Origin of the sequence: Paractinoplanes maris (assembly GCF_023544465.1) — a bacterium.
Taxonomy (GTDB): domain Bacteria; phylum Actinomycetota; class Actinomycetes; order Mycobacteriales; family Micromonosporaceae; genus Actinoplanes; species Actinoplanes maris.
In genome coordinates this window covers 666,679-691,606 of the sequence record NZ_JALPVL010000002.1, presented here as the reverse complement: position 1 = coordinate 691,606, position 24,928 = coordinate 666,679, and the positions used below count along the sequence as shown (strand labels likewise).

The window sequence follows — 24,928 nt, the reverse complement described above, 5'->3', positions numbered from 1 at the left end:
CGGCTCCTCTTCACTGCTGACCCGGGCTTCTTCGTTGCACACTAGTTGCGCCGGTGGGTACCGGCGACACCTGTGGATAACAGCGCGCCAGATGGCCTCGTGGCCGCGCCGGATGACCATGAGGTGCTTGGTCCTGCGCGAATCTTGCCATTTGTGAGCCCATTCGCGCACCCCATGTTTCCTCCCGTTTTCCGGCTACGGTGTTCCGGTGGATCCGCTAGCCCCCCTTCTCGACCTGGCCGATGTCGCCGACGCCCTGACCGGAGCGCGGGAGCGTGTCGACGCCGCCCTGCGGCATCGCGCCCTGCGACGCCACGGTGGCCAGGTCGCGGCCGAGGCGAGTCTCCGGTCGGCCGTGGCCAGTGCGGCGCTCGAGGGCAACGTGCACGACCTCGATGACGTCCGCGGGGGAACCGTCACCGATCCGGTGCTGCAGGGTGCTCTGCGGGTCGCCGAGGGGCTCGGCGGGCTCGTCGACCTCTGGCCTCGCGCGCCCCGGCAGGTGCTGGCCAAGCTGCACGTCCTCGCCGCCCGGGGCGTCGTCCCGGCCGCCGACCTGGGCCGGCTCACCGGGGCCGCCGAGCGGGTCGACATGCTCGCCGGCCTGGTCGCGGGCAACGACCGTACGCCTCCGCTCCTGCTCGCCGCGGTCGTGCACGCCGAGCTCGTCACGTTGCGCCCGTTCGCCGGCCCGGCGGGTGTCGTGGCCCGGGCCGCCGCCCGCCTGACTATGATCAGCCGCGGCTTCGATCCGCGGGGCCTGGTCGCCGTCGAGGTGGGGCACCGGGCCCGCGAGCCGGAGTACGTCGGATCGGCCGGCGCCTACGCCACCGGGACGCCGGACGGGGTCCGGTCCTGGCTGCGCCACTACGCCGCCGCGGTGACCGTCGCGGCCGACGAGATCACCGAGATCGGCGACAACGTACTGGCATCCGTATGATCCGCCGTCGAACTGTGTGTATGTGCGAACAGCACACACGGTGATCAGTGGTTTCTAGACTCCAGGAGTGGAGTCCTGGAAGCGCCCCTACACGCCCGGCGCCGGACGCTGGCTGATCATCGGGTGGGAAGCTGTCGCCCTGGCCCTGCTGGGCTGGACGTCGATCGAGACCTTCGAGTTGAACGACCACGGGCTGCGCCTGCTGGCGTGTGCCCTGGCCGCCGTGTGGGTGCTTGGAACCCACCGCATCCTGCAGATGGGCGCCTACGTCGGTGCCCACGGCCTGCGCATCCACGGTCTGATGCGCTCGCGGACGATGGCCTGGGGCGACATCGCCCACGTGCACCTGCACGAGGCGAGCCAGCGGATCGGCCCCTTCCAGATCCCGAGCGGCCTGACGGTCCTGATCGAGCGCCAGGACGGCACGACGGTCAACACGGAACTGTGGGCCCAAGGCGTCGACTTCCACTCCCGGCCCAAGCTGTTTCGCGCCGTCTATCACGAGCTGCGCACCCGCCATCTGGCCGCGGGCCGGGAAATTTAGAGCCGGCGTCCCGCGAAGGGGCGCCGGCTGCTGCGCGTCCGAACCGGGTTATCAAGCGTGCACCTGGGTCGTTGTCGGCAGTCCACAACCTCACGGCTCCTCAAATGGAGCCTGGGGGGTCGAGGTCCCGCCGCAACGTGCCTGCCGTGGCTGATCGCGCGTGGGTTCCCGGTGGCCGTGCACGAGAATCGCGGCCGAATCGGTGGGCAATCCCGACCTCTTCGGTTCGGTCCTCGCCAGTTCTTTCTACGCCCGTCGCGGCTTGATCGCCAGGGCTTCGGCTACGCAAATCTCGCTTTCCGCATTAGTCAGACCAAAGCCATTCGTGCTGCTCATTGGCCTTGTCGGCTCGCGCGCGCCAAATCTGCCGCACCGTGCTGGATGGGTCCTTCCCCGCCGTACGCATGGGCGTGCCTCGCCGTGTGCCGGGGCTCGCTTTGCCGTACGCATCGGCTTTGCTCCGCGGTGTGCGGGGGCTTCGTTCGCCGTACGCATCGGCTTTGTCCGGCCGTGTGCGGGGGCTTCGCTTCGCCGTACGCATCGGCTCTGCCCCGCCGTGTGGCGAGCTCAGGCCGGCGTGCGGGTGCGGCGGTGGCGAGCGTAGATGACCAGGCCGATGGCGGCCCCCACGCCGACGCTGAGAGCGGCCGCGACCGGGACGGCCGGACGGTCGCGCAGGCGGCGGCCCAGCGGGATGGGGTGGCGGAACTCGAGGACCGGCCACGAGTTCTCGACCGCGGCCCGGCGCAGTGCCCGATCAGGGTTGACCGCGCTCGGATGACCGACCGACTCGAGCAGGGGAAGGTCGCTGCTGGAGTCGGAGTAGGCATAGCAGTCGGCCAGGTCGTAGCCGCGCTCGGCGGCCAGCTCACGGACCCCGACCACCTTGCTGGGCCCGGCCGCATAGAACTCGACCTCGCCGCTGTAGCGGCCGTCGACGATGCTCATCCGGGTGGCGATGATGTCGGTGATGCCGAGCAGGGCGCCGATCGGCCGGACCATCTCGTCGCCCGAGGCGGAGACCAGCACGACGTCGCGCCCGGCGGCCTGGTGCTCGGCGATCAGGGTGGCGGCCTCGGCGTAGACGTACGGGTTGATCAGCTCGTCCAGGGTCTCGGCGACGATCTGCTGCACCTGCTCCACCCGCCAGCCCTTGCACAGGGCGGCCAGGTAGTCGCGGGTGCGGGCCATGGCCTGCTCGTCCGAGCCGCCGCCGAGCCGGAACATCAGCTGTGCGTAAGCGGATTGGACCATGTCCCGACGACTGATCAGGCCGTCACGGTAGAACGGCCGTCCGAACGCCAACGCACTGGATTTGGCGATGACGGTCTTGTCCAGGTCGAAAAACGCGGCGCTCGGGCCCACGGGCGGCAAGTGTAGTCGCAAGTGGTTCATCGCTGTCGTCCCCGGCGCGCCGGATCGACGCAGCGTGACAGCCAGTGAAATCGGTCAGACAGGTAGCAGTATCGCACCGAGCCACAATCGGTACTCGACTGTGCTGCCTAAGTGAGGCATGCTTGTGCTGTTGCGATCGGGATTCATGTTGTGACCCGTCGCGCTCCACCACTTTTCCGGAACCCTCGGTGATGAAGAACCCTCGGTGATTGCGCCCCCCGCGATCACCGAGTCGATTCGGCTCGACCCCCCCGGAGCCGAATCCTCGGACGGCCCCCGTCTCCCCCGACGGGGGTCGTTCCCTTTCCGCCGCCGGTGACTAGGCGCCCGTGGCCTGCGTCGGCTCCGCCGCGACGGGCTCCACGGCCTCACCTAGTCCAAAAAAATCGCAGAGTCCGGTCACGTCGAGTACACGGCGGAAGGCCGGCGTCGGGTTGACCACCACGAAATGGGACTCGATCCCGGTCGCGGCGCGATAACCCTCGATCAGCGCGCCCAGGCCGGTGGAGTCGATGAAGGTCGCGGCGTGCAGGTCGACCCGCACGACCGGCGGGGCCCACTCGGCGACGGCATCGCGGACACAGCCGGCCAGCTCGTCGGCATTCGAGAAGTCGATCTCGCCGTTGACGGACACCACAGCGGAGCCGTCGGCGTCGAGCGAACGGGTTATCGAACTTTCCATGCCAACCCCATTGGTTCGTGTCGCCACAACATACCCAACCGGCGCCGCCTCCACTCGTCCCGAGTCCTGGCCCCGTAGCAGATCTATCGGACAGGCGCGCGATATCCACAGGTCTTTCCCTTGTCCACAGATCGGATCCTCGCCGCTGGCCGCCGGTTCCGCGAATGGCGAAGGTGGGCGCCTCACCCGCTTCCGCCCCGAGCTGGAGACCGCCGATGCCCGCTGCTCGTCTGCCCCTCGTCGTCACCGCCGACCCCGACCTGCTCGACGATCTGCTTCGCCTGGCCGCCGCCGGCGGCACCAAGGTCGACGTGGCGCCCGACCCCGCCGCCGCTCGGGCCCGCTACGGCGCCGCCCCTCTCGTGATGATCGGCGCCGATCAGTTGGAGGCCTGCCTGCGCGCCCGGCTGCCCCGTCGCTCCCGGGTCTCCGTCGTGGGCCACGGCGAGATCGCCGAGCCGATGTGGCGGGCCGCGAACGCTCACGGCGTCGAGCACATCGCCGAGCTGCCCACCGCCGAGTCGTGGGTGGTCGACCGCTTCGCCGAGCAGCTCGACGAGCCGGTGGGCCGGGTGCTGGCCGTGATCGGCGGGCGCGGGGGAGCCGGAGCGAGCACCCTGGCCGCGGGGCTGGCGATGACCGCGGCCCGCGACAGCCGCCGCACCCTGCTGATCGACGGCGACGCGCTCGGCGGCGGCCTCGACATGATGTTCGGCTGGGAGCGCCGCGACGGCCTGCGCTGGGCCGCGCTGGCCGACGCCGGTGGGCGGGTCGACCCGCCGAGCCTGCTCCAGGCTCTGCCCCGCGACGGTGACCTGGTGCTGCTGTCGTTCGATCGCGAGGGCTCGCCGTCGCTGCCACCCGAGGCCATGGCGGCGACCATCGACGCCGGCCGCCGCGCTCGCGACGTGATCGTGGTGGACCTGCCGCGCCGGCTCGACGACGCCGGCGTGCTCGCGCTCGAGTGCGCCGATCAGGCCGTGCTGATCGTGCCGGCCGAGGTGCGGGCGTCGGCGGCCGCGGCCCGGGTCGTCGCGATGGTGCGGGCGCATCGCAGCGAGCTGTCCCTCGTGGTCCGGGGACCGGCGCCGGGGCGGCTGCGAGCACGCGACGTCGCGTCGGCGCTCGGGCTGCCGCTGATCGGCACGCTGCGGCCCGAGGCGGCCATCCCGCAGCGGATCGAGCACGGCCTGCCACCGGCGGCCGACGGCAAGGGGCCACTGGCCGAGCTGTGCCGGCGGATGATCGCCGACCTTCAGCGGGATGCGACCGCGGCGGTGGCGGCGTGACGGCGTATCCGGGTCTCGGCAGCCGGCTCGCCGCCTCGGCCCCGGTGGTGGCCGACCGGGTCCGGCACCGGTTCGTGGTCGACGGTGTGCAGGCCACCCCGGCCGCCGTCGTGCGGGCCGTCCGCGGCGAGCCGGACGCCGCGGTCCTGGGCGACACGGCGGTGCTGCGACTCGCCGACCGGGTGCACGACCAACTGGTCGGGGCCGGGCCGCTGGCCCCTCTGCTCGCCGACCCGGACGTGACCGACGTGCTGGTCAACGGTCTCGCGGTCTGGGTCGATCGCGGCGCCGGTCTGCAGCGGGCGCCGGTCGTGCTGGGCGATCTGGAAGAGGTCCGCCGCCTGGCCCAGCGGCTCGCGGCCGCGTGCGGGCGCCGGCTCGACGACGGTCAGCCCTACGCCGATGCCCGGCTGCCCGACGGCACCCGCCTGCACGCTGTGCTGCCGCCGGTGGCGACCGACGGGCCGTATCTGTCGCTGCGAACGTTCCGGCACCGGCCGTTCCGCCTCGACGACCTGATCGAGCGCGGCACCGTCCCGCCCACCGTCGCCCCGGTGCTGGCCGCGATCATCACGGCCCGATTGGCCTACCTGGTCACCGGCGGCACCGGCAGCGGCAAGACGACGTTGCTGGCCACGCTGCTCGGGATGGTGCCGCCGACCGAGCGCATCGTGCTGGTCGAGGACGCGGCCGAGCTGCGCCCGTTGCACCCGCACGTGGTGGCCCTGCAGGCCCGCACCGCGAACGTCGAAGGGGCGGGTGCGATCGGCCTGACGGACCTGGTGCGGCAAGCCTTACGGATGCGACCCGACCGCCTGGTGGTGGGGGAGTGCCGGGGTGCCGAGATCGTCGATCTGCTCGGTGCGCTGAACACCGGGCACGACGGCGGGGCGGGGACGCTGCACGCGAACGCTCCGGCCGACGTCCCGGCCCGGCTCGAGGCGCTCGGGCTGCTCGGCGGGCTGCCCCGGGCGGCGTTGCACGCCCAGGTGGTGGCGGCGCTGCAGGTGGTGCTTCAGATGCGGCGTACGGATCGGGGGCGCGTCCTCGAGTCGGTCAGCGTGCTGTTGCCCACCGGGGAGGCCCGGCTCGCCACCGTGGTGCCGGCCTGGCGCCGCCGGCAAGGGGCTGGGCCGGGCGCGGCGGCACTGGCGCGCATGTTGGCCGCCCGTGGTGTGACCCCGCCCGCGGTCCTTCAGCCGCCGGTGGTGCGGCCGTGACCTGGGGACCGCTGCTGCTGGTGGCTGGGGCACTGGCGGTCGTTCTGCCCCGCGGCTCGTTCCGGCGGGTCCCGAGGGTGTCGCCGGCGGCGCTCGGCCGGCGGATCACCGCCGTCGCGACGGAAGCACCGCGCCGGGCGGTGACTGGTGGTGTCGCGGTCATCTCGGTGGTCGGGCTTCTCGTCGGCGGACCGGTGGCGGCGGCGATCCTGGCCGCCTACGCGGTGCTCGCCGGGCGGGCGTTGATGCGCCGGTCGGCTCGGCAGCGCGCGGCGGTCGACCGGGCCGCGGCACTCGATGCCCTGGCCGCGCTCGCGGCAGATCTGCGGGCCGGGTTGCCGCCGGTCCAGACACGGGGCGACTCGGGTGACCGGCTGCGGCGGCTCACCACCTCGGTGTGGCATCTCGCCGAGCGGACGGGCGCACCGGCCGCCGACCTCGTCGAGCGGATCGAGGCCGACGCCCGGGCGACCGATCGGGCGGGCGCGACGGCGGCCGCCCAGGCGGCGGGCGCCCAGGCCACGGCGATGTTGCTGGCAGCGCTGCCGCTGGCCGGGCTCGGGCTGGGTGTGCTGATGGGCGCCAACCCGTTCCACGTCCTGCTGCGGACGCCGCTCGGTGCGGCCTGCGGGCTGGTCGCGGTGGTGCTCCAGGCGGCCGGTCTGCTCTGGTCCGATCGCCTGGTCGGCGGGGTGACGCGATGAGTGCGGACTGTGCGCTGGCCGAGTTCCTGCGGCCCGGGCGGCCGGGCCGGGTTCCGCTGCGGTCGTGCTGTGTCGCCGCGCTCCTGGCCGGCAACCGCAACTGCCCACGCCGGCCCCGGCCGCCGGTGGAGGCGGAACGGGTGGCTGCGGCGTGACCGCCCTGCTGATCGTGGCGGCGGCGATGACCCTGATCGTCGCGCCGGCGGCGGGCGGACGAGCGGCGCGCCGTCGGGTGGCTCGGTTGCGGGCGGCACTGGTCTCGCCCCGGTCCGGCCCGGGAGGCACCCGACGGACCCGGATCCTGCTCGCCGTCGGGGCCGGGCTGGCCGTGGCCGGGTTCTTCGGCACCTGGTGGGGCGTCGTACTGGGTGTGGCCGGTGGCCTCGGGGCCGAACGGTTCCTGCGGCGTCGGGAGCCCACCCACGTGCGGCAGGAGCGCCGGGCCGCCGCGGCCGACCTGCCGCTCGGGGCTGACCTGCTGGCGGCGGCGCTGCGAGCCGGCGCGCCGGTCGACGGTGCGGCGGCCGCCGTCGCCGACGCGCTCGACGGACCACTCGGCACGCGACTGCTCCGCACCGCACGGTCGCTGACGCTCGGCGCCGCCCCGGCCGAGGCCTGGGCCCACCTCGCCGAGATCCCCGGAGCCGACCGGCTGATCGCCGCGGCGGTGCGCACCAGCGCGAGCGGCGGCGCGCTGGCCGGCGCACTCGGCCGCCTCGCCGACGACCTGCGGGCCGACCGGGCGGTCGCGATCGAGGCCGCGGCGCAGCGGGCCGGCGTGCTCATCGTGCTGCCGCTCGGCCTGTGCTTCCTGCCCGCCTTCCTGCTGGCCGGGCTGGTCCCGGTGGTGATCGCCGTCCTCGGCGACGTCCTCTGACCACACAACCCAGGGACCGGCCGCGGGCCGGTCGTCACCCCAACCGAAGGAGAACCACATGCGCAAACTCATCGCGAACTTCACCCGGCTGCGGGCCGAGGCCGCCGACGCCGGCATGAACACAGCCGAGTACGCGGTCGGCACACTGGCCGCCGTCGCGTTCGCCGGAGTGCTCTACAAGGTCGTCACCAGCACCGGGGTGGCCGGAGCGCTGGACGCGGTCATCGACCGGGCCCTGAAGTGACAGCGCGCCGGTGGCCCGGCCGCGACCGGGGAGCGTTCACCGCCGAGCTCGCGGCCGGGCTGCCGGCGCTCATGCTGCTGCTGGCGGCCGGCCTGACCGCGGTCACGGCGGTGGCCGCCAAAGGCCAATGCCTGGACGCCGCCCGCGAGGCCGCCCTGGCCGAGGCCCGCGGCGACTCGGGCGCGGCGGCCGGTGCCCGGGTCGCCCAGCCCGGCGCCGACGTGCACATCGGCGGCGACGCCGACCTCGTGACGGCCCGGGTCCGCGCCCGCCTGCGGGTGCTCGGCGCCAACCTCCCGGCGATCACCGTCGAGGGCACCGCGACGGCAGCCCGGGAACCCGAGCCCCTGCCGTGAGGGATCGGGGCGCGGCCACCATTCTCGTGCTGGCCTTCGGCCTGTTGCTGACCGTGGCCGGGCTGGCCGCGGCCGCCGTGGGAGCGGCTCGCGTGGGCCGGCACCAGGCGCGCACCGCGGCCGATCTGGGCGCTCTGGCGGGCGCCGCCCAGACCATCTTCGGCCAGGAGCACGCCTGCGCCCGGGCCCAGCAGTTCGTCATCGCGAACCAAGCCCGCATGACGTCCTGCGTGGTCGAAGGCCTGGACATCACGGTCCGCGCCGAGGTAGTCGTCCGCGCCGTCCCCGGCCTCGACCGCCACGCCATCGCAACATCCCGCGCCGGCCCGATCCACGCCCTACCGGAATGAGCGAATCGCGATGGCGAGCGCGTCAGTTCCCAGGCTGCCGAGGTGCGGGAGCCGGATTCGCGGTGGCGAGAGCGTTCAGGACGGTGTCGAGGACCTGGACGGCGCCGGGTTTGTGGAGGGGGTTGTTGCCGTTGCCGCACTTGGGGGACTGGACGCACGAGGGGCAGCCTGCTTCGCAGGTGCAGGCGGCGATCGCCTCGCGGGTGGCGGCCAGCCAGGCGGTGGCGGTGGCGTAGGCGCGTTCGGCGAAGCCCGCGCCGCCCGGGTGGCCGTCGTAGACGAAGACGGTGGGCGCCTCGGTGTCGATGTGGTTGGCCGTGGAGAGGCCGCCGATGTCCCAGCGGTCGCACGTCGCCATCAGCGGGAGCAGGCCGATCGCGGCGTGTTCGGCGGCGTGCAGGGCGCCCGGGACGTCCGGCGGCTCCACGCCGGCCAGGTCCAGTGCCCGCGGCGTGATGGTGAACCAGACGGCGACCGTGCGCAGCTCGCGGACCGGCAGGTCGAGCGGCCTGGTGTCGATCACCTCGCCCGAGCCGAGGCGACGGCGCTGGTACGAGACGACCTGGCTGGTCACCTCGACGTCGCCCAGACAGAGCCGGACCGGGCCGGCGTCGATGTGTGAGCGGATGCCCAGCACCGACACGTCGGTCACCTCGCGGGCGTGGGTCGACCAGTCCGGCTCCTGGTGGTGCACCAGCGCCACCGCGTCCTCCAGGTCGAGGCGGTCGACCACGAACGTCACTCCCTGATGCAGGTAGACCGCCCCGGTGTGCAGCATGACGTGCGACGACGTCTGGTCGACCGTGCCCAGCAACCGCCCGGTCGCCGACTCCACCACCGAGACCGGGGCCCCGCCCGCCCCGCGCAGGTCCACATCGGGCCGGCCGGGATGTGTCCAGTACCAGCCCGACGGCCTCTTCCGCAGTGCCCCCGACGCCGTCAGCCCGTCGACCGCCGCCCGGGCCACGTCGCCGCCGAAGAGCTCGAGATCCTCGGCCTTGAGCGGGGCCTCCGAGGCCGCGCAGCACAGTTGCGGGCCCAGCACATACGGGTTGGCCGGGTCGAGCACCGTCGCCTCCACCGGCCGCCCGAACAGCGCCGCCGGGTGGTGCACCAGATAGGTGTCCAGCGGGTCGTCCCGCGCCACCAGCACCGCCAGCGCCTCGCCGCCGGCCCGGCCCGCCCGCCCGGCCTGCTGCCAGAGAGACGCCCGCGTGCCGGGGTAGCCGCAGATCAGCACCGCGTCCAGCCCGACCAGGTCGACGCCCAGCTCGAGCGCGTTGGTCGAGGCCAGCGCGAGCAGCTCGCCCGACATCAGCGCGCGTTCGATCCGGCGGCGGTCCTCCTTGAGATAGCCGGCCCGGTACGCCGCCACCCGATCGCCGAGGCCGGGCACCGCCTCGTCCAGCGACCGCCGGGTCATCGTGGCGACCACCTCGGCGCCCCGCCGTGAGCGGATGAACGCGAGCGTCCGGGTGCCGGCGACCACCGCGTCGGCCAGCAGGTCGGCCGTCTCGCTCAACGCCGACCGGCGCTCCGGCGGCAGGTCCGGATGGTCCGGTGACGGGGGGAGAAGCGGCGGCTCCCACAGGGCGAACGTCGTCGCTCCGCGCGGCGAGGTGTCCGTGGTCACGGCAGTCACCGGCAGTCCGATCAGACGGGCGGCGGCGTCGGCCGGATCGCCCGACGTCGCCGAGGCCAGGACGAAGGTCGGCGAACCGCCGTACCGGGCGGCCAACCGCCGCAATCGGCGCAGCACGTGCGAGACGTGGGAGCCGAACACTCCGCGGTAGGCGTGGCACTCGTCGACCACCACGTACGAAAGCCGGCGCAGGAATGTCCCCCAGCGCGAGTGGCCCGGCAGCAGGCCGTGGTGCAGCATGTCGGGGTTGGTGAGCACCAGCCGCGAGTGCTGCCGGATCCACTCGCGCTCCTCGCGGGAGGTGTCACCGTCGTATGTGGCCGGCCGCACCCCGTCGAGCCCGAGCCGGGCCACCGCGCGCAGCTGGTCGGCCGCCAGCGCCTTGGTCGGCGAGAGGTAGAGCGCCGTCGCGCGCGGGTCGTCGGTCAGGCGCGACAGCATCGGGAGCTGGTAGGCGAGCGATTTGCCGGACGCCGTCCCGGTGGCCACCACCACGTGCGTACCGCCGGCGGCGAGCGAGGCCGCGGTGGCCTGGTGTTCCCACGGCTGGGCGATTCCGTGTTCGTTCAGGGCCGCGATGACGTCGCGGGCGGCCCAGTCGGGCCAGGGCGCGGTGCGGCCCTCGCGGGCCGGGATCTGCTCGACGTGGGTGATCGGGGAGTCCGACGTACGCGCCCTCAGCCGGTGGAGCAACTCGGCGGGGCTGTAGGCGGTCGACGTCACGCCAGCACTCTGACACCGGAATGGCGCGAACCTCAAACGGGTACGACGGTGGAGCCGGACGGCAGCCCTTTGCCGGGCGGTGGTTAGATTCGCTGGGGAGATCGGCCGTCGGGTCACAGGCCCCCGCAGGGAGGAGGAGCGATGGAGCTGTCCCTTGCGACCCGCACCGTCGACGAGCACACGGTGCTCGAGGTCGGCGGCGAGGTCGACGTCTACACGGCTCCGAGGTTGCGCGAGCGCCTCGTCGAGCTCGTCGACTCCGGGGTGCGCAACGTCGTCGTCGACCTCGGTGGCGTCGAGTTCCTCGACTCCACGGGGCTGGGGGTGCTGGTCGGCGCGATGAAGCGGCTGCGCGTGGCCAACGGGCGGTTCAGCCTCGTCTGCTCCAAGGAAGCCCTTCTCAAGATCTTCCGGATCACGGCGCTCGATCAGGTGTTCCCGATCTTTCCCACGATCGAGGCGGCGACCCGAGACAGCGACGGCAGCGCGACTTCGTGATGGCGACGGTTCGGCTGTCCTTCTCCCCGGCTCCCGTGCACGTGCGTACGGCACGGCTGGTCGGCGTCGCGGTGGCCCGGCGGGCCGGTGTCGCCGAGGAATTGCTGGATGAGGTCCGGCTGGCGATCGGTGAGGCATGCACGCGAGCGGTCGCCCTGCACAACCAGTACGGCCTGGCCGACCTGGTAACGGTGGAGATGTCTGATTCGGACGCGTATTCGGTCCGGGTCATCGACCACGCGCCGATCGAGGCGAGTGTCGGCCTCACCAAACTGCCGCCTGATGAGCTCGCCGACGAGTCGCTGACCGACGAGGCGCTCACCACCGGCGTGGGTTTCGCCCTGCTCGCCGGTTTTGTCGATGACCTGCAGGTCCGCCCGGTTGATGACGGCCCGGGCACCGAGGTCCGTATGGTGTGGCCGGTCCAGCGCCGCTAGGGCGAAAAGGACAAACCGCAGACGATATCAACCCACATCCATACCCGTTCAGGCGCCTGCTAACACAGCGGTAAACATCACGACGACACGGCCGGATTCAGGTGTGACCAGCACCACGGTTGGCCGCTACAGTACGCGAGTTATCAGCTACTGCTCCTGGTCCCGCGGCCGCGGGGCCCAGTTGTCGTCTCCCCTTGGACGGGGATGCGCCCGGACGTTCTCGTCCGTTTGCTCCGGGCGCGGTCGGTGTACAGGAGGACATTGATGTCCGGGACCTCATTAAGTGGTTCTAACGTCACGTTTGTCATCGTCGCCATGGTGTTCGCGCTTATCGCGCTGGGCTTCGCGGCGATGTTCGTCCAGTCGGTTCTCAAAGCCGGCCGGGGCACCAAGAACATGCAGGAGATCGCCGGAGCCGTCCAAGAAGGCGCGTCGGCCTACCTGTTCCGCCAGTTCAAGACCCTCGCCATCTTCGTGGTGATCGCGGTCGTCCTGCTCTTCCTCCTGCCGGTGCACAACACCGACAACGAGGTCTGGGTCAAGATCGGGCGTTCGCTCTTCTTCATCGTCGGCGCGGTGTTCAGCTCGTTCATCGGCGGTGCGGGCATGGCGCTCGCCACGCGGGCCAACCTCCGGGTGGCCGCGGCGGCGGGCGAGCAGGGCGGTCGCGAGACCGCGATGGGCATCGCCTTCCGCACCGGTGGTGTGGTCGGCTTCCTCACGGTGGGCCTGGGCCTCTTCGGCGGCGCGCTCGTCGTGCTGATCTTCCGGAGCGACGCCCCGACCGTGCTCGAGGGCTTCGGCTTCGGCGCCGCGCTGCTGGCCATGTTCATGCGGGTCGGCGGCGGCATCTTCACCAAGGCCGCCGACGTCGGCGCTGACCTGGTGGGCAAGGTCGAGCAGGGCATCCCCGAGGACGACCCGCGGAACGCCGCGACGATCGCCGACAACGTGGGCGACAACGTCGGTGACTGCGCCGGCATGGCGGCCGACCTCTTCGAGTCGTACGCGGTGACCCTGGTCGCGGCCCTGATCCTGGGCCAGGTCGCGTTCGGCCAGGACGGCCTGATCTTCCCCCTGATCGTCTCGACGGTCGGTGTCGTGATCGCCATCGTCGGCGTCTTCATCACCCGGCTCCGCCCGAGCGACCGCAACGGTCTGACCGCCATCAACCGGGCGTTCTACATCTCCGCGGCTCTCGCGGCCATCGCCGTCGCGGTGGTCAGCTTCCTCTACCTCCCGTCGACGTTCGCCGGTTTCCAGGACGAGAGCATCGCCCCCGACATCCTCAACAGCGGCCGTGACCCCCGCTGGATCGCGGTCGGCGCGGTCGTCATCGGTATCGTGCTGGCCGCCGCCATCCAGGCGCTGACCGGCTACTTCACCGAGACCAACCGTCGCCCGGTGCAGGACATCGGCAAGTCGTCGCAGACCGGTGCGGCCACCGTCGTGCTGGCCGGCATCAGCGTCGGCCTCGAGTCCGCCGTCTATTCGGCACTGCTGCTCGGCGCCGGCGTCTACGGCGCGTTCCTGCTGGGTGGCTCGTCGCTGACCCTGTCGCTGTTCGCGGTCGCCCTGGCCGGCACCGGCCTGCTGACCACGGTCGGCGTCATCGTCGCGATGGACACCTTCGGCCCGATCTCGGACAACGCGCAGGGCATCGCCGAGATGTCCGGCGACGTCGACGAGAAGGGCGCGCAGATCCTCACCGAGCTCGACGCGGTCGGCAACACCACCAAGGCGATCACCAAGGGCATCGCGATCGCGACCGCCGTACTCGCCGCGACCGCGCTGTTCGGCTCGTACACCAACAGCCTGGCCACCTCGCTGGCCGACGCCGGCATCGACGCCGACCAGGTCGGCAACGAGATCCTCGGTCTGCTCAACATCGCGAACCCGCGCAACCTCGTCGGCCTGCTGATCGGCGCGGCCGTGGTGTTCCTCTTCTCCGGCCTCGCCATCAACGCCGTGTCCCGCTCGGCGGGCGCGGTCGTCATGGAGGTCCGCCGCCAGTTCCGCGAGTTCCCGGGCATCATGGACCGCACCCAGCGGCCCGAGTACGGCCGGGTGGTCGACATCTGCACCCGCGACGCGCAGCGTGAGCTGCTCACCCCGGGTCTGCTGGCGATCCTGGCGCCGATCGCGGTCGGCTTCGGCCTGGGCGCCGGCGCGCTCGCGTCCTACCTGGCCGGTGCGATCGGCACCGGCACGGTGATGGCGGTCTTCCTGTCCAACTCCGGTGGGGCCTGGGACAACGCCAAGAAGCTGGTCGAGGACGGCAACTTCGGTGGCAAGGGCTCCGAGGCGCACGAGGCGACCATCATCGGTGACACCGTCGGTGACCCCTTCAAGGACACCGCCGGCCCGGCCATCAACCCGCTGCTCAAGGTGATGAACCTGGTCTCGCTGCTGATCGCCCCGGCCGTCGTGGCCTGGAGCATCGGCGACGAGCAGAACAACGCGCTGCGCATCACCATCGCGGTCGCGGCCGCGCTGATCGTCGCCGGCGCCGTGGTGTGGAGCAAGCGCAAGCCGATCTCCATGGGCGACGACACCCCGTCGAGCACCTCGACGCCGACCACGAAGATCACCGCCTGACAACCGCAGTGAACCCCGCGGGGCATCCGGCGATCGCCGGGTGCCCCGCACCATAGATGAGGTTGTCAGACCTTGCCCGTACGCTGCTTCCCATGCGCCCGGCCCGACCCCTCGCATTGCTGGCTCTTCTCGTGCTCGTGGCATCGATAGCGGGCTGTTCCGGCGCCCCCAACGCCCGAGCGTGGGCCGCCTCGGTGTGCACCACCCTCGAGCCCTGGCGCACCGAGATCGGCTCCCTGACCACGCGCACCCAGCAGCAGATGGAGACCGCGACCACGCCCGGTCAGGCCAAGGAAAACCTGATGCGCCTGTTCGGCGGGGCCGAGGACGCGAGTGAGCGGGCCCGCGCCGGGGTCGTCAAGGCCGGGGTGCCCGACGTGGACAACGGCGCCCAGATCGCCGACGGCTTCACCGGTTCGCTGGCCGCCACCCGCGACGCCTACGCCAAGGCCAAGACCGGCGTCGAGGGCCTCGCGACCGCGCCCGCCGAGACCTTCTATCAGCACGTCAGCAAGGTCGTCGAGCAGTTGCAGAGCGATTACCAGGCGAGCAGCCTCGACACCAGCAACCTCAATTCGGTCGAGCTCAAGTCGGCGTTCGACGAAGTGCCCGAGTGCCGGTGAGATGACCGAGACGGGGTGGCCGCTGATCCCGCGCGAGGTGCTGCCCGCGCCGGTCCCGGCTGCCAAACGACCCGCTCCTCCGCGTCCGGCGCCATCGGCCGACGCCGGTCGTCAGCTCCCGTTCTTCGGCGCCGAGACCACCGAGCCGTCCCCCGCCGATCTGGCCGGCCTGCTCGCCGGTCCCGGTCATCTCGGCCGCATGGGCGGCACGGCCCGCGTCTCGGTCGCGGTCGAGGGCGCGTGGCGGGTCCACGTCCTGGTCGCCGAGCTGGTCGTCCGCGGTCTGGTGGTCCACTGGCGTCCGGCCGACGATCAAGAGCAAAGGCAAGATCAAGCCCGGGACGAAGATGTACGCGACGTCGGGTCCCCGCGGGCCTTCGCGAACCCGGCCTCTGGCGGCCACACCTCCGCGGCAGCTTCTCACCGGAGCGCACCATCCACCCCGTCGGACCCGACCGACGACTTCGAGTCACCGGAATCACAGGACCCGGAGTCGCAGTACCCGGAGTCGCAGGACCTGGAGTCGCAGGACCTGGAGTCGCAGGACCTGGAATCCCTGGACCTGGAGTCGCAGGATTTGGAATCCCCGGAGCCGGAGTCGCAGGACCCGGAATCATCGGGGCCGGGGCCGTCGCAGGAGCCCGAGCCGTCGCAGGAGCCATCGCCGTCGCAAGAGCGGGGGCCGGAATCGGAATCGCCCGGGCCGTCGCCGGCTGCGGAATCGTCGGAGTTGATCGACTCCGAGGAGGAGAAGCCGGAAAAGTCGGTTCCCCGGTTCGAGGTCCTGACGGCGTACTCCCGGAGGTTGAACGGTCTTGCGCAAGCCTGGCCGCAGGCCGCCGCGCAGCTGTTCCTCAGCGGCCCCCGCCTGCGCCTGTGGGTGGCCGCCGCCGGTGAGCCGATCCCCGGTGGTTACGCGCTCGGCCTCGACCCGGCCAAGGACGTGACGGAGATCGACGCGGCGCTGGTGCGAGCCGGTCTCGCCGGGCAGATATCGGATGACGGACGACAATATTTGTTGATCGGCAAGAAGCGGGTCGCCCGGCTGGCTGAGCTGGTCGGCGAGCGGCCGGAAGCAGCCCCCGCCGGGCTGTGGCCAGGGGGCGCGGCTGCATGATCTTCCTGGATTGTGTGCGACACGACAGCATGTTCCCGGTGTACGGTGTCGCCGTCGGAGGCATACGGTGGCCGGACCGTTACCATCCGAGTCCGGGGCAGCCGGGGAATGTGTGCCCGTCCGGCGCGTTACGTTGAAAGTCTGTGCTCCGCCGGTCCGGATGGCGGAACGCCGAGTTGTGAGCGAAGTTTGGGAGTGCCGTGCCGAGTGACGCCAGGACGACCCGCTTGGTCATCGTCGAGTCCCCGTCGAAGGCCAAGACGATCGCCGGTTATCTGGGCCCCGACTATTTGGTCGAGGCCTCCATCGGCCATGTCCGTGACCTGCCCAAAAATGCCGACGAGGTGCCCGAGCAATACAAGGGCGAGTCGTGGGCCCGGCTGGGCGTCGATGTCGACAACGGCTTCCACCCGCTCTACGTGATCTCGGCTGACCGCAAGCAGCAGATCGCCAAGCTCAAGAAGATGGCCAAGGAAGTCGACGAGATCTTCCTCGCCACCGATGAGGACCGCGAGGGCGAGGCCATCGCCTGGCACCTGCTCGAGACGATCAAGCCCAAGGTCCCGGTCTTCCGCATGGTGTTCCACGAGATCACCAGGCCCGCGATCCAGGCCGCCGTGGCCAACCCGCGTCAGATCGACCAGAACCTCGTCGACGCGCAGGAGGCCCGCCGCATCCTCGACCGCCTCTACGGCTACGAGGTCAGCCCGGTCCTCTGGAAAAAGGTCATGCCGAAACTCTCGGCCGGCCGCGTCCAGTCCGTGGCGACCCGCATCGTGGTCGAGCGCGAGCGCCAGCGCATGGCGTTCCGCACCGCGGAGTATTGGGACATCAACGCCCTGCTGGCCGTCCAGGGGCAGGTCGAGGGCCCGCGCCAGTTCAACGCGACGCTGATCGCCCTCAACGGCGACCGCATCGCCACCGGCAAGGATTTCGAGGCGACCACCGGCCGTCTCAAGCCGGGCGCCGCCGTCGTCCAGCTCGACGAGGCCGGCGCCCGTGGATTGGCCGCCCGGCTCGAGGATCAGGCCTTCGCCGTCACCCGGGTCGAGGAGAAGCCGTACCGTCGCCGCCCGTACGCGCCGTTCATCACCTCGACGCTGCAGCAGGAGGCCGCCCGCAAGCTGCGCATGTCGTCGGCCCAGGCGATGCGCACCGCTCAGCGCCTGTATGAGAACGGCTACATCACATACATGAGGACCGACTCGGTCAACCTGTCGGAGACGGCCATCGCGGCCGCCCGCCGGCAGATCGCCGAGCTGTACGGCGAGCGCAGCGTGCCGCCGGAGCCGCGCCGCTACACCGGCAAGGTCAAGAACGCGCAGGAGGCGCACGAGGCGATCCGGCCCGCCGGTGACTCGTTCCGCACGCCGGCCGAGGTGGCCAACGACCTGTCCGGCGATGAATTCCGCCTCTATGAGCTCATCTGGCGGCGTACGGTCGCCTCGCAGATGACCGACGCGGTCGGCAACTCGATCTCCGTGCGCATCCGGGCCGTCTCCTCCGCGCAGGAGGAGGTGGACTTCGGCGCGACCGGTAAGACGATCACCGACCCCGGTTTCCTCCGGGCCTACGTCGAGTCCTCCGACGACGAGAACGCCGAGGCCGAGGACGCCGAGCGGCGCCTGCCCAACCTGGTCAAGGACCAGCCGCTGAGCGCCGACGAGCTGACCCCCGCGGGTCACCACACCAGCCCGCCGGCCCGCTACACCGAGGCCTCGCTGGTCAAGGCCATGGAAGAGCTCGGCATCGGCCGCCCCTCGACCTACTCGTCGATCATGCAGACGATCCAGGACCGGGGTTACGTCGAGAAGCGCGGTCAGGCGCTGATCCCCACGTTCATCGCGTTCGCGGTGGTCAACCTGATGGAGACGCACTACCCGCGCCTGGTCGACTACGGCTTCACCGCCGCCATGGAGAACGATCTCGACGGCATCGCCGGGGGCGACCACGCCTCGCTCGACTTCCTCACCGCGTTCTACTTCGGCAGCCAGAAAGCCGGTGAGGACGACGAGATCGCCCGGGCCGGCGGCCTGCGCAAGATGGTCACCGAGAACCTCAGCACCATCGACGCCCGCCTGATCAACTCGATCCCGCTCTTCGACGACGACGAGGGACGGCACATCGTCGTCCGGGTCGGACGGTACGGTCCCTACCTGCAACGCCAGGTGCCGGGCGCGACCGAGGAGCAGACGAACGACCCCAGCAACCGGGTCTCGATCCCCGAGGGCGTCGCTCCCGACGAGCTGACCCCGGAGAAGGTCGAGGAGCTCTTCCTCGGTGGCAGCGGCGAGCGCAGCCTCGGTGACGACCCGCAGACCGGTCAGGCCGTCGTGCTCAAGTCCGGCCGGTTTGGGCCCTATGTCGAGAGCGGCGAGCGGCGCGGCTCGTTGTTCCGCTCGCAGACGCCCAACACGCTCACCCTCGAGCAGGCGATCCAGCTGCTCTCGCTGCCCCGGGTCGTCGGTAAGGACCCCGAGGGCAACGAGATCACCGCCAAGAACGGGCGCTACGGCCCGTACGTGCAGCGCGGCACCGACTCGCGGTCGCTGGCCACCGAGGAGCAGCTCTTCACGGTCACCCTCGACGAGGCGCTGGCGCTGCTGGCCGCGCCGAAGACCCGCGGGCGTGGCGCAGCCAAGCCGCCGCTGCGCGAGATGGGCGCCGACCCGGTGACCGAGAAGCCGATGGTCATCAAGGACGGCCGGTTCGGCCCCTATGTGACCGACGGCGAGTTCAACGCCTCGCTGCGCGGCGACCAGACCCCCGAGAACCTGACGATCGAGCAGGCGTCGGAGATGCTGGCCGAGAAGCGGGCCAAGGGACCGGCGCCCAAGAAGCGCGCGGCCAAGAAGGCTCCGGCCAAGAAGGCAGCCGACGCGCCGGCCAAGAAGGCGGCGGCCAAGAAGGCCACACCGGCCAAGAAGGCCGCGGCGAAGAAGGCGACGCCCGCCAAGGCCGCGGCCAAGAAGGCGGCTCCGGCCAAGGCCACGGCCGGCGCGGAGTAATTCAGACGCCGAGCACCCGGTCCAGGTATTCGTTGGTAAAGACCCGGGCCGGGTCGAGGCGGTCGCGCACGGCCACGAAGTCGTCGAACTTCGGATAGACCGGGCGCAGATCCTCAGCCGTACGGTAATGCAGTTTGCCCCAGTGCGGCCGCCCGCCCAGAGGCCGGCAGACCGCCTCGAAGGCCTGGAAGTAGGGCTCGTAGGGCGCGCCGGTGAACTGGTGCACCGCCACATACGCCGACTCACGCCCGTACCCGTGACTGAGCCAGACGTCGTCCGGCCCGGTGAACCGCACCTCGACCGGGAACTGCACCTTGAACGGCAGCCCGTCGATGATCTTCGGTAGGGCGCCGAGGGCCTCGGGCAGGGCTTCGCGCGGGATCTCGTACTCCATCTCGGTGAAGTGGACCCGTCGTGGCGTGCAGAAGACCCGGTCGGAGCGCTCGGTGTACGTCCGCGCGGTGAGCGCCCGGGCGGCGATCGACTGGATGGACGGCACGACCGCCGGGACCCGCCGGCCGAGACGGCAGACACCCTCCCAGACGGTGTTGGACAGGAAGTCGTCGTCCAGCCAGCCGCGGAACGACGACAACGGCCGGTCGTTCTCGGTGACTTTGTTGTTGCGCTTGAGCTGCGCGCGATCGGTGTACGGATACCAGTAGAACTCGACGTGCTCGTTGCTCGGGATCCACTCGTCGAGCCCGGCCAGCACATCGGTCAGCGCCATCGGCCGCTCGTCAGCCAGCAGGGTGAACGCCGGCACGCAGCGCAGCGTCACCTCGGTCAGGATGCCGAGCGCGCCGATGCCGAGCTGAACGGCCGGGAAGATCTCGTCACCTTTGACGGCGCTGAGCAGATCACCACTGCCAGTGACGATCTTGACGGCCTCGACGCACGCGGCCAGGGTCGTGTGGGTGATCCCGGTGCCGTGCGTGCCGGTGGAGATGGCCCCGGCCACCGTCTGCGCGTCGATGTCACCCAGGTTGGGCATGGCCAGACCGTGCCGGGCCAGCGTCTCGTTGAGCTTCCGCAACGGCATCCCGGCCTGCACCGTGACCAGCGGTCCGTCGACGGCGACGAGGTCGGTCAGCCGGTCCAGCAACAGCCGCTGATCATCGGCCACGGCGATCGCGGTGAAGGAGTGGCCGCTGCCGACGACCTTCACCCGGCGTCCGGTTCCCGACGCCTCCTTGACGTGGGCCACCACCTCGTCGACAGTGCCAGGGGTCAGAACATCTACGGCGAGTGACTGCTGGTTGCCGCCCCAATTGATCCAGCGTCGGGCGTTGCGGGGGATCGTCATTTAAGCCCTTGTCCTCCGTACGAGCGGACAGTCGCACAAAACCGGTAATGCCGCGCACCCCGCGCGTCCCGTCGATGCGTCTCGCTCGTTGATCCGAGTAACGTTCCGATTATCACTGCTGAGAGGGAGTGGCGACGCGTGTCGACACCAACCGTCACCACCGGGCCGCTGCGGCGTGTCCCGGTGCAGGGCAGAAGCGTTGCCCGGGTCCAGCGCATGCTCGACGCCTGCGCCGAGCTTGTCGACGAGGTCGGCTATGAGGGGCTGACCACGACGCTTCTCGCCGAGCGAGCCGAGGTCGCCATCGGCTCGGTCTACCAGTTCTTCCCGGACAAGAGGGCGATCGTCCAGGCACTGGCGATGCGCAACATGGACGCGTATCTGCAGGGTCTGTCCGACCGCTTCGGCCGCGAGACGTTCGCCCACTGGTGGGACGGCGTGGACGCGGCGATCGACATCTTCATCCAGATGCACCGGTCGGTGGCCGGCTTCCGCACGCTGCACTTCGGCGACGTGGTCGACGTGCACCTGCTCGACGTCGAACGCGACAACAACGCGGTCATCGCCGAGCGCCTGGCCGAGCTGCTGGTCGACCAGTTCCAGTTGATGGACAGGGCGCGACTGCGGTTCTCCCTGGAGATCTCGGTCGAGGCGGCGGACGCGCTGATCAAGCTGGCGTTCCGGCGCGACACGAACGGCGACGAGTCCGTCCTGACCGAGGCCAAGGCCTTGATCAGGGAATACCTGCACCGCCACGTGACCGCCTGACCGGTCACCCCAGGAAAGCATGACCTTCCCCCCGGTACGTCGGGGCCGGCGTCGCTGACTCGCCGTCGATCAGTTGCAACTCGTTGACGTGCTCGCACAGCTCGCCGGCCTTGGCGTGACGGAACCAGACCCGGTCGCCCGGGCGCAGCGTGTCGGCCACCGCGCCGACCAGCGGCGTCTGCACCTCGCCGGGGCCCTCGTCCGGCTTGAACTTGAGGCCGGCGGGCAGGTAGGGGGTCGGCTGCCGGGAGGTCTCGGCCGGTCCGGAGGCGATCCAGCCGCCACCGAGCACGGTGGCGATGCGCGGCGCCGGGCGGCGCACGACGCTCAGCGCGAAGAACGCGGCCGGCGTCGGGCGCCATGCGGTGTACGCGTCGAACAGCGTCGGGCCGTACAGACCGGAGCCGGCGGTGACCTCGGTGACCACGGGATCGGCGCCGCTGGCGGCCACGCTGCCGGTGCCGCCCGCGTTGACGAACTCGAGGTCGGCGTGCTCGCGGACGGCCGCCACGGCGTCGGCCCGGCGCCGGAGGATCTCGGGGAACGAGCGCGACTGCATCAGGCGGATCGCCCGGCCGCGCAGGGCCTGACCGGGCGGCAGGTCACCCAGCCCGGCGATCTGCGCCTCGTAGGACATCATCGCGACCAGGGCGAATCCCGGCCGCGCGACCAGCCGGCGGGCCAGCGAGGCGGCCTGACCGGCCGAGTGCACCGGGGAACGGCGTACGCCCAGGTGCAGCGGCCCGGCGGGACGCCACGACGAGTCGAGATCCAGACAGAGACGCACCGCCGGGCGGTCACCCGGAGGCGTCACCTGATCGACCAGATCGAGATGCGACGGGTGGTCCACCATGATCGTGATGGCCGCGGCCAGCTTGGGGTCGGTGGTCAGCTCGCGCAGGGCGGTGCGATCGGCCGACGGGTACGCCACCAGGACGTCATCGGTGAGGCCGGAGCGCACCAGCCAGATCGCCTCCGGCACCGTGTACGCCATCACGCCGCGCCACCCCGGGCGGGCCAGCACGCGTTCCAGCAGCGTGCGGCAGCGTACGGACTTGCTGGCGACCCGCAGCGGCTTGCCCTGCGACCGCGCGGCCAATTGATCGGCGTTGTCGTCGAAGGCCGCCAGGTCGACCACCGCGACCGGCGTCTCGAGACCGGCCGTGGCCCGGTCGAGCCGCTCCTGGAGGGTCGTCCGATCTGCGATCACGCCAGCACCGTATCGCCGTTACCGGCAATGCGAAACCTCTTCACTTCTTCGATACCCGAACGAGGGTCCCCTGGCCACGTGTGGGCGCCCGATAGAGTGCACCTGCACAATCCACGGGAGGTACGGCCATCGACAGCGAAAAGCGGGACTCCGGACCGGTTGACCTGTCCGGTGCGGCAGCGCTGCGCTCGGTGCTGCGCATCCGGCCCTTCCGCCGTCTCTGGCTCGTCCTCGGCCTGGCCTCCTTCGGTGACTGGATCGGTCTGCTGGCCACCGGCATCTTCGCCGCGGCCCAGTTCCAGAGCAGCGCCGGCCAGGGCGCCGCGTTCGGTGGCACGATCGCCGTCCGCCTGCTGCCCGCCCTGCTGCTCGGCCCGATCGCCGGTGTCTTCGCCGACCGGTTCGACCGCCGCTACACCATGGTCATCACCGACCTCATCCGATTCGTCTTCTACGGCTCCATCCCGCTGGTCCCGCTGTTCGGTGGCTCACCCGGCGTCACCGTGGCCTGGGCGACCATCGCCACGTTCATCGGCGAGACGATCACGCTGATCTGGATCCCGGCCAAGGAAGCCGCGGTGCCCAACCTCATCCCGAAATCGCGGATCGAGGTCTCCAACCAGCTCACGCTCGTCACGACCTACGGCATCACGCCGATCCTGGCCGCGCTGGCGCTCTCCGCTCTCACCGCGGGCATCCAGCAGTCCGGCGCGACGCTGCCCGACTGGGCCCAGCCCGTGCAGATCGCCCTCTATCTCAACGCGATCTCCCGGCTCGTCACGGCGATCACCGTCTTCTTCGGCATCAAGGAGATCGGCGGCAAGAGCTCACAGCGGCAGCAGGAGGCCCAGCAGCAGAGCATGACCCGCCAGTTCCTGGACGGGTGGAAATACATCGGCACCACCCCGCTCGTGCGCGGCCTGGTGCTCGGCATCTTCGGCGCGTTCGCGGCGGGCGGCGTGGTGATCGGCGCGGCCAAGACCTTCGCCACCTCGCTGGGCGCCGGCGAGGCCGCGTTCTACCTCCTCTTCGGCACCATCTTCATGGGCCTGGCGCTCGGCATCGGCCTGGGCCCGATGATCATCCGCGAGCTGTCCCGGCGCCGCTGGTTCGGCATGAGCATCGTGCTGGCCAGCGGCTCGGTGATGTTCCTGGGCGTCGCCTTCCACCTCTCCATGGCCCTGGTCGGTGCGCTGCTGGTGGGCGCCGGAGCAGGCATGGCGTTCCTGGCCGGCACGACACTGCTCTACGGCGAGGTCGACGACGCCGTCCGGGGCCGGGTCTTCGCCGTCGTCCAGATCGGCGTCCGGATGGTGCTGCTCCTCGCCATCACGCTCTCCGGTTTCCTGGTCGGCCTGGGCAGCTCCCGTCGCCTCGACCTGGGCGCACTCAGCTTCGACATCTCCTTCACCCGCGTCCTGCTGCTGGTCGCCGGTGCGCTGGGCGTGTTCGTCGGCATCAGCTCGTTCCGCCAGATGGACGACAAACGCGGCGTGCCCGTCCTGGCCGACCTGTGGGGCTCGATCCGCGGACGCCCGCTGTCACCGGCCGAGCAGTTCGTGCGCAGCGGCGTCTTCGTGGTCTTCGAGGGCGGTGAGGGTGCCGGCAAGTCGACCCAGGTCACCCGCCTGGCCGACGCGCTGACCGCCGAGGGCCGCGACGTCGTGGTCACCCGCGAGCCCGGCGCCACCGACGTGGGCGCCCGCATCCGCCAGCTGGTGCTCGACAAAAGCGAGACCCCGTCGGCCCGGGCCGAGGCCCTGCTGTATGCGGCCGACCGCGCCCACCACGTCGCCACCGTCGTCCGCCCGGCCCTGGCCCGCGGCGCGGTGGTCATCAGCGACCGCTACGTCGACTCGTCCCTGGCCTACCAGGGAGCGGGCCGCACCCTCCCGGTAACCGAGATCTCCTGGCTGTCCTCCTGGGCGACCGGCGGCCTCAAACCCGACCTGGTCGTGCTGCTCGACGTCGACCCCGGCGTCGGCCTCAACCGGGTCGACGCCCGCGGCGAGGGCACCGACCGCCTGGAGAGCGAGTCCCGTTCGTTCCACGAGCGCGTCCGCTACGCGTTCCTCGACCTGGCCGCCGCCGACCCGAAGCGCTACCTGGTCCTCGACGCGGCCCGCCCGGCCGACGAGATCACCGCCGCCGTCAGCACCCGCCTGACGCCCCTCCTCGGAGCCGCCGACATCGCCCACCCGGCCCCGGCCCCGGCCTCCACAGCCGTTCCCCCCGGCCCCGACCTGGACGCCCCCGACCTCCACCCCGACTCCAGACATTTCGAAGCCCCGACCCATCCCCACTCCGACGCAGCCCCCTCCTCCCGCCCGCATACCGACGCAGCCGCCTCCTCCCGCCCGGATCCCGACATGGTTGTGTCGGGCCGTTCGGATGCTGATG

22 protein-coding genes and 1 pseudogene are annotated in these 24,928 nt (G+C 71.3%); 18 read left to right on the top strand and 5 right to left on the bottom strand.

Annotated elements, in window-relative coordinates; all coding sequences use genetic code 11:
• Positions 1 to 208 precede the first annotated feature (208 nt).
• Together NAG42_RS08145 and NAG42_RS08140 are read left to right on the top strand one after the other, a co-directional pair.
• Positions 209 to 940, top strand: a complete 732-nt coding sequence (locus NAG42_RS08145) for a Fic family protein (RefSeq protein WP_250029190.1) — start codon at positions 209 to 211, stop codon at positions 938 to 940.
• 67 nt (positions 941 to 1,007) lie between these two features.
• The gene (locus tag NAG42_RS08140) at positions 1,008 to 1,484 is read left to right on the top strand and encodes a PH domain-containing protein (protein ID WP_250029189.1); all 477 of its coding nucleotides are present in this window, start codon (positions 1,008 to 1,010) and stop codon (positions 1,482 to 1,484) included.
• 567 nt (positions 1,485 to 2,051) lie between these two features.
• On the opposite strand, the gene NAG42_RS08135 is transcribed toward NAG42_RS08140, so the two are convergent.
• A complete protein-coding gene (locus NAG42_RS08135; RefSeq protein WP_250029188.1) occupies positions 2,052 to 2,849 on the bottom strand; it encodes an HAD family hydrolase in 798 nt (265 codons plus the stop codon).
• A gap of 349 nt (positions 2,850 to 3,198) precedes the next feature.
• Positions 3,199 to 3,561, bottom strand: a complete 363-nt coding sequence (locus NAG42_RS08130) for an STAS domain-containing protein (protein ID WP_250029187.1) — start codon at positions 3,559 to 3,561, stop codon at positions 3,199 to 3,201.
• 215 nt (positions 3,562 to 3,776) lie between these two features.
• Here NAG42_RS08130 and ssd point away from each other — a divergent pair, with 215 nt between their 5' ends.
• The 8 genes from ssd to NAG42_RS08090 are packed head-to-tail and all read left to right on the top strand — an operon-like array spanning position 3,777 to position 8,601.
• A complete protein-coding gene (gene ssd, locus NAG42_RS08125; protein ID WP_250029186.1) occupies positions 3,777 to 4,850 on the top strand; it encodes a septum site-determining protein Ssd in 1,074 nt (357 codons plus the stop codon).
• Complete coding sequence (locus tag NAG42_RS08120; protein ID WP_438872376.1) at positions 4,847 to 6,070, top strand: TadA family conjugal transfer-associated ATPase; 1,224 nt, start codon at positions 4,847 to 4,849, stop codon at positions 6,068 to 6,070. The genes ssd and NAG42_RS08120 overlap by 4 nt, the downstream gene beginning before the upstream one ends.
• Positions 6,067 to 6,774 carry a hypothetical protein gene (locus tag NAG42_RS08115; protein ID WP_250029185.1) on the top strand — a complete coding sequence of 236 codons (708 nt, stop codon included), beginning with the start codon at positions 6,067 to 6,069 and terminating at the stop codon, positions 6,772 to 6,774. The genes NAG42_RS08120 and NAG42_RS08115 overlap by 4 nt, the downstream gene beginning before the upstream one ends.
• On the top strand, positions 6,771 to 6,929 hold the full coding sequence (locus NAG42_RS08110; protein ID WP_250029184.1) for a hypothetical protein: 159 nt from the start codon (positions 6,771 to 6,773) through the stop codon (positions 6,927 to 6,929). Before NAG42_RS08115 ends, NAG42_RS08110 begins: the two co-directional genes overlap by 4 nt.
• A 26-nt stretch (positions 6,930 to 6,955) precedes the next feature.
• A complete protein-coding gene (locus tag NAG42_RS08105; protein WP_438872381.1) occupies positions 6,956 to 7,651 on the top strand; it encodes a type II secretion system F family protein in 696 nt (231 codons plus the stop codon).
• Positions 7,652 to 7,709: 58 nt separating this feature from the next.
• Complete coding sequence (locus NAG42_RS08100) at positions 7,710 to 7,895, top strand: DUF4244 domain-containing protein (RefSeq protein ID WP_250029182.1); 186 nt, start codon at positions 7,710 to 7,712, stop codon at positions 7,893 to 7,895.
• Positions 7,892 to 8,251 carry a TadE family type IV pilus minor pilin gene (locus NAG42_RS08095; protein WP_250029181.1) on the top strand — a complete coding sequence of 120 codons (360 nt, stop codon included), beginning with the start codon at positions 7,892 to 7,894 and terminating at the stop codon, positions 8,249 to 8,251. The genes NAG42_RS08100 and NAG42_RS08095 overlap by 4 nt, the downstream gene beginning before the upstream one ends.
• Positions 8,248 to 8,601, top strand: coding sequence for an Rv3654c family TadE-like protein (locus tag NAG42_RS08090; RefSeq protein WP_250029180.1), 354 nt, complete (start codon positions 8,248 to 8,250; stop codon positions 8,599 to 8,601). The genes NAG42_RS08095 and NAG42_RS08090 overlap by 4 nt, the downstream gene beginning before the upstream one ends.
• 22 nt (positions 8,602 to 8,623) lie before the next feature.
• On the opposite strand, the gene NAG42_RS08085 is transcribed toward NAG42_RS08090, so the two are convergent.
• On the bottom strand, positions 8,624 to 10,966 hold the full coding sequence (locus tag NAG42_RS08085) for a DEAD/DEAH box helicase (protein WP_250029179.1): 2,343 nt from the start codon (positions 10,964 to 10,966) through the stop codon (positions 8,624 to 8,626).
• Between the two features lie 141 nt (positions 10,967 to 11,107).
• On the opposite strand from NAG42_RS08085, the gene NAG42_RS08080 reads away from it, so the two are divergent.
• The 6 genes from NAG42_RS08080 to topA all read left to right on the top strand — a co-directional run bounded on the left by NAG42_RS08080 (position 11,108) and on the right by topA (position 19,247).
• On the top strand, positions 11,108 to 11,464 hold the full coding sequence (locus NAG42_RS08080; protein ID WP_250002241.1) for an STAS domain-containing protein: 357 nt from the start codon (positions 11,108 to 11,110) through the stop codon (positions 11,462 to 11,464).
• Positions 11,461 to 11,901, top strand: coding sequence for an ATP-binding protein (locus NAG42_RS08075; RefSeq protein WP_250029178.1), 441 nt, complete (start codon positions 11,461 to 11,463; stop codon positions 11,899 to 11,901). The genes NAG42_RS08080 and NAG42_RS08075 overlap by 4 nt, the downstream gene beginning before the upstream one ends.
• Positions 11,902 to 12,165: 264 nt before the next feature.
• Positions 12,166 to 14,499, top strand: a complete 2,334-nt coding sequence (locus NAG42_RS08070) for a sodium-translocating pyrophosphatase (protein ID WP_250029177.1) — start codon at positions 12,166 to 12,168, stop codon at positions 14,497 to 14,499.
• Positions 14,500 to 14,591: 92 nt separating this feature from the next.
• Positions 14,592 to 15,122, top strand: a complete 531-nt coding sequence (locus tag NAG42_RS08065; protein WP_250029176.1) for a hypothetical protein — start codon at positions 14,592 to 14,594, stop codon at positions 15,120 to 15,122.
• A gap of 1 nt (position 15,123) precedes the next feature.
• A complete protein-coding gene (locus NAG42_RS45460; protein ID WP_438872375.1) occupies positions 15,124 to 16,239 on the top strand; it encodes an ICP22 family protein in 1,116 nt (371 codons plus the stop codon).
• A gap of 200 nt (positions 16,240 to 16,439) precedes the next feature.
• Entirely contained in the window at positions 16,440 to 19,247 is a 2,808-nt protein-coding gene (gene topA / locus NAG42_RS08055; protein ID WP_250029175.1) for a type I DNA topoisomerase, read from the top strand.
• Between the two features lies 1 nt (position 19,248).
• Here topA and NAG42_RS08050 read toward each other — a convergent pair whose 3' ends face one another.
• On the bottom strand, positions 19,249 to 20,550 hold the full coding sequence (locus NAG42_RS08050) for a D-arabinono-1,4-lactone oxidase (protein WP_250029174.1): 1,302 nt from the start codon (positions 20,548 to 20,550) through the stop codon (positions 19,249 to 19,251).
• Between the two features lie 138 nt (positions 20,551 to 20,688).
• On the opposite strand from NAG42_RS08050, the gene NAG42_RS08045 reads away from it, so the two are divergent.
• Positions 20,689 to 21,318, top strand: a complete 630-nt coding sequence (locus tag NAG42_RS08045; protein WP_250029173.1) for a TetR/AcrR family transcriptional regulator — start codon at positions 20,689 to 20,691, stop codon at positions 21,316 to 21,318.
• Between the two features lie 4 nt (positions 21,319 to 21,322).
• Here NAG42_RS08045 and NAG42_RS08040 read toward each other — a convergent pair whose 3' ends face one another.
• Positions 21,323 to 22,528 (bottom strand): amino acid deaminase/aldolase, encoded by a 1,206-nt coding sequence (locus NAG42_RS08040; protein WP_250029172.1) that lies wholly within the window; start codon positions 22,526 to 22,528, stop codon positions 21,323 to 21,325.
• A 200-nt stretch (positions 22,529 to 22,728) separates the two neighbouring features.
• Here NAG42_RS08040 and tmk point away from each other — a divergent pair.
• Positions 22,729 to 24,915 (top strand): annotated as a pseudogene (gene tmk / locus NAG42_RS08035) (dTMP kinase); the annotation flags it as partial.
• Between the last annotated feature and the right edge of the window lie 13 nt (positions 24,916 to 24,928).

Excerpts from the sequence above, each read along its gene's own strand:
- NAG42_RS08130 (WP_250029187.1), bottom strand. The coding sequence starts at position 3,561 with ATGGAAAGTTCGATAACCCGTTCGCTCGACGCCGACGGCTCCGCTGTG.
- ssd (WP_250029186.1), top strand. The coding sequence starts at position 3,777 with ATGCCCGCTGCTCGTCTGCCCCTCGTCGTCACCGCCGACCCCGACCTG.
- NAG42_RS08110 (WP_250029184.1), top strand. The coding sequence starts at position 6,771 with ATGAGTGCGGACTGTGCGCTGGCCGAGTTCCTGCGGCCCGGGCGGCCG.
- NAG42_RS08105 (WP_438872381.1), top strand. The coding sequence starts at position 6,956 with ATGACCCTGATCGTCGCGCCGGCGGCGGGCGGACGAGCGGCGCGCCGT.
- NAG42_RS08100 (WP_250029182.1), top strand. The coding sequence starts at position 7,710 with ATGCGCAAACTCATCGCGAACTTCACCCGGCTGCGGGCCGAGGCCGCC.
- NAG42_RS08080 (WP_250002241.1), top strand. The coding sequence starts at position 11,108 with ATGGAGCTGTCCCTTGCGACCCGCACCGTCGACGAGCACACGGTGCTC.
- NAG42_RS08070 (WP_250029177.1), top strand. The coding sequence starts at position 12,166 with ATGTCCGGGACCTCATTAAGTGGTTCTAACGTCACGTTTGTCATCGTC.
- NAG42_RS08065 (WP_250029176.1), top strand. The coding sequence starts at position 14,592 with ATGCGCCCGGCCCGACCCCTCGCATTGCTGGCTCTTCTCGTGCTCGTG.
- NAG42_RS45460 (WP_438872375.1), top strand. The coding sequence starts at position 15,124 with ATGACCGAGACGGGGTGGCCGCTGATCCCGCGCGAGGTGCTGCCCGCG.
- NAG42_RS08050 (WP_250029174.1), bottom strand. The coding sequence starts at position 20,550 with ATGACGATCCCCCGCAACGCCCGACGCTGGATCAATTGGGGCGGCAAC.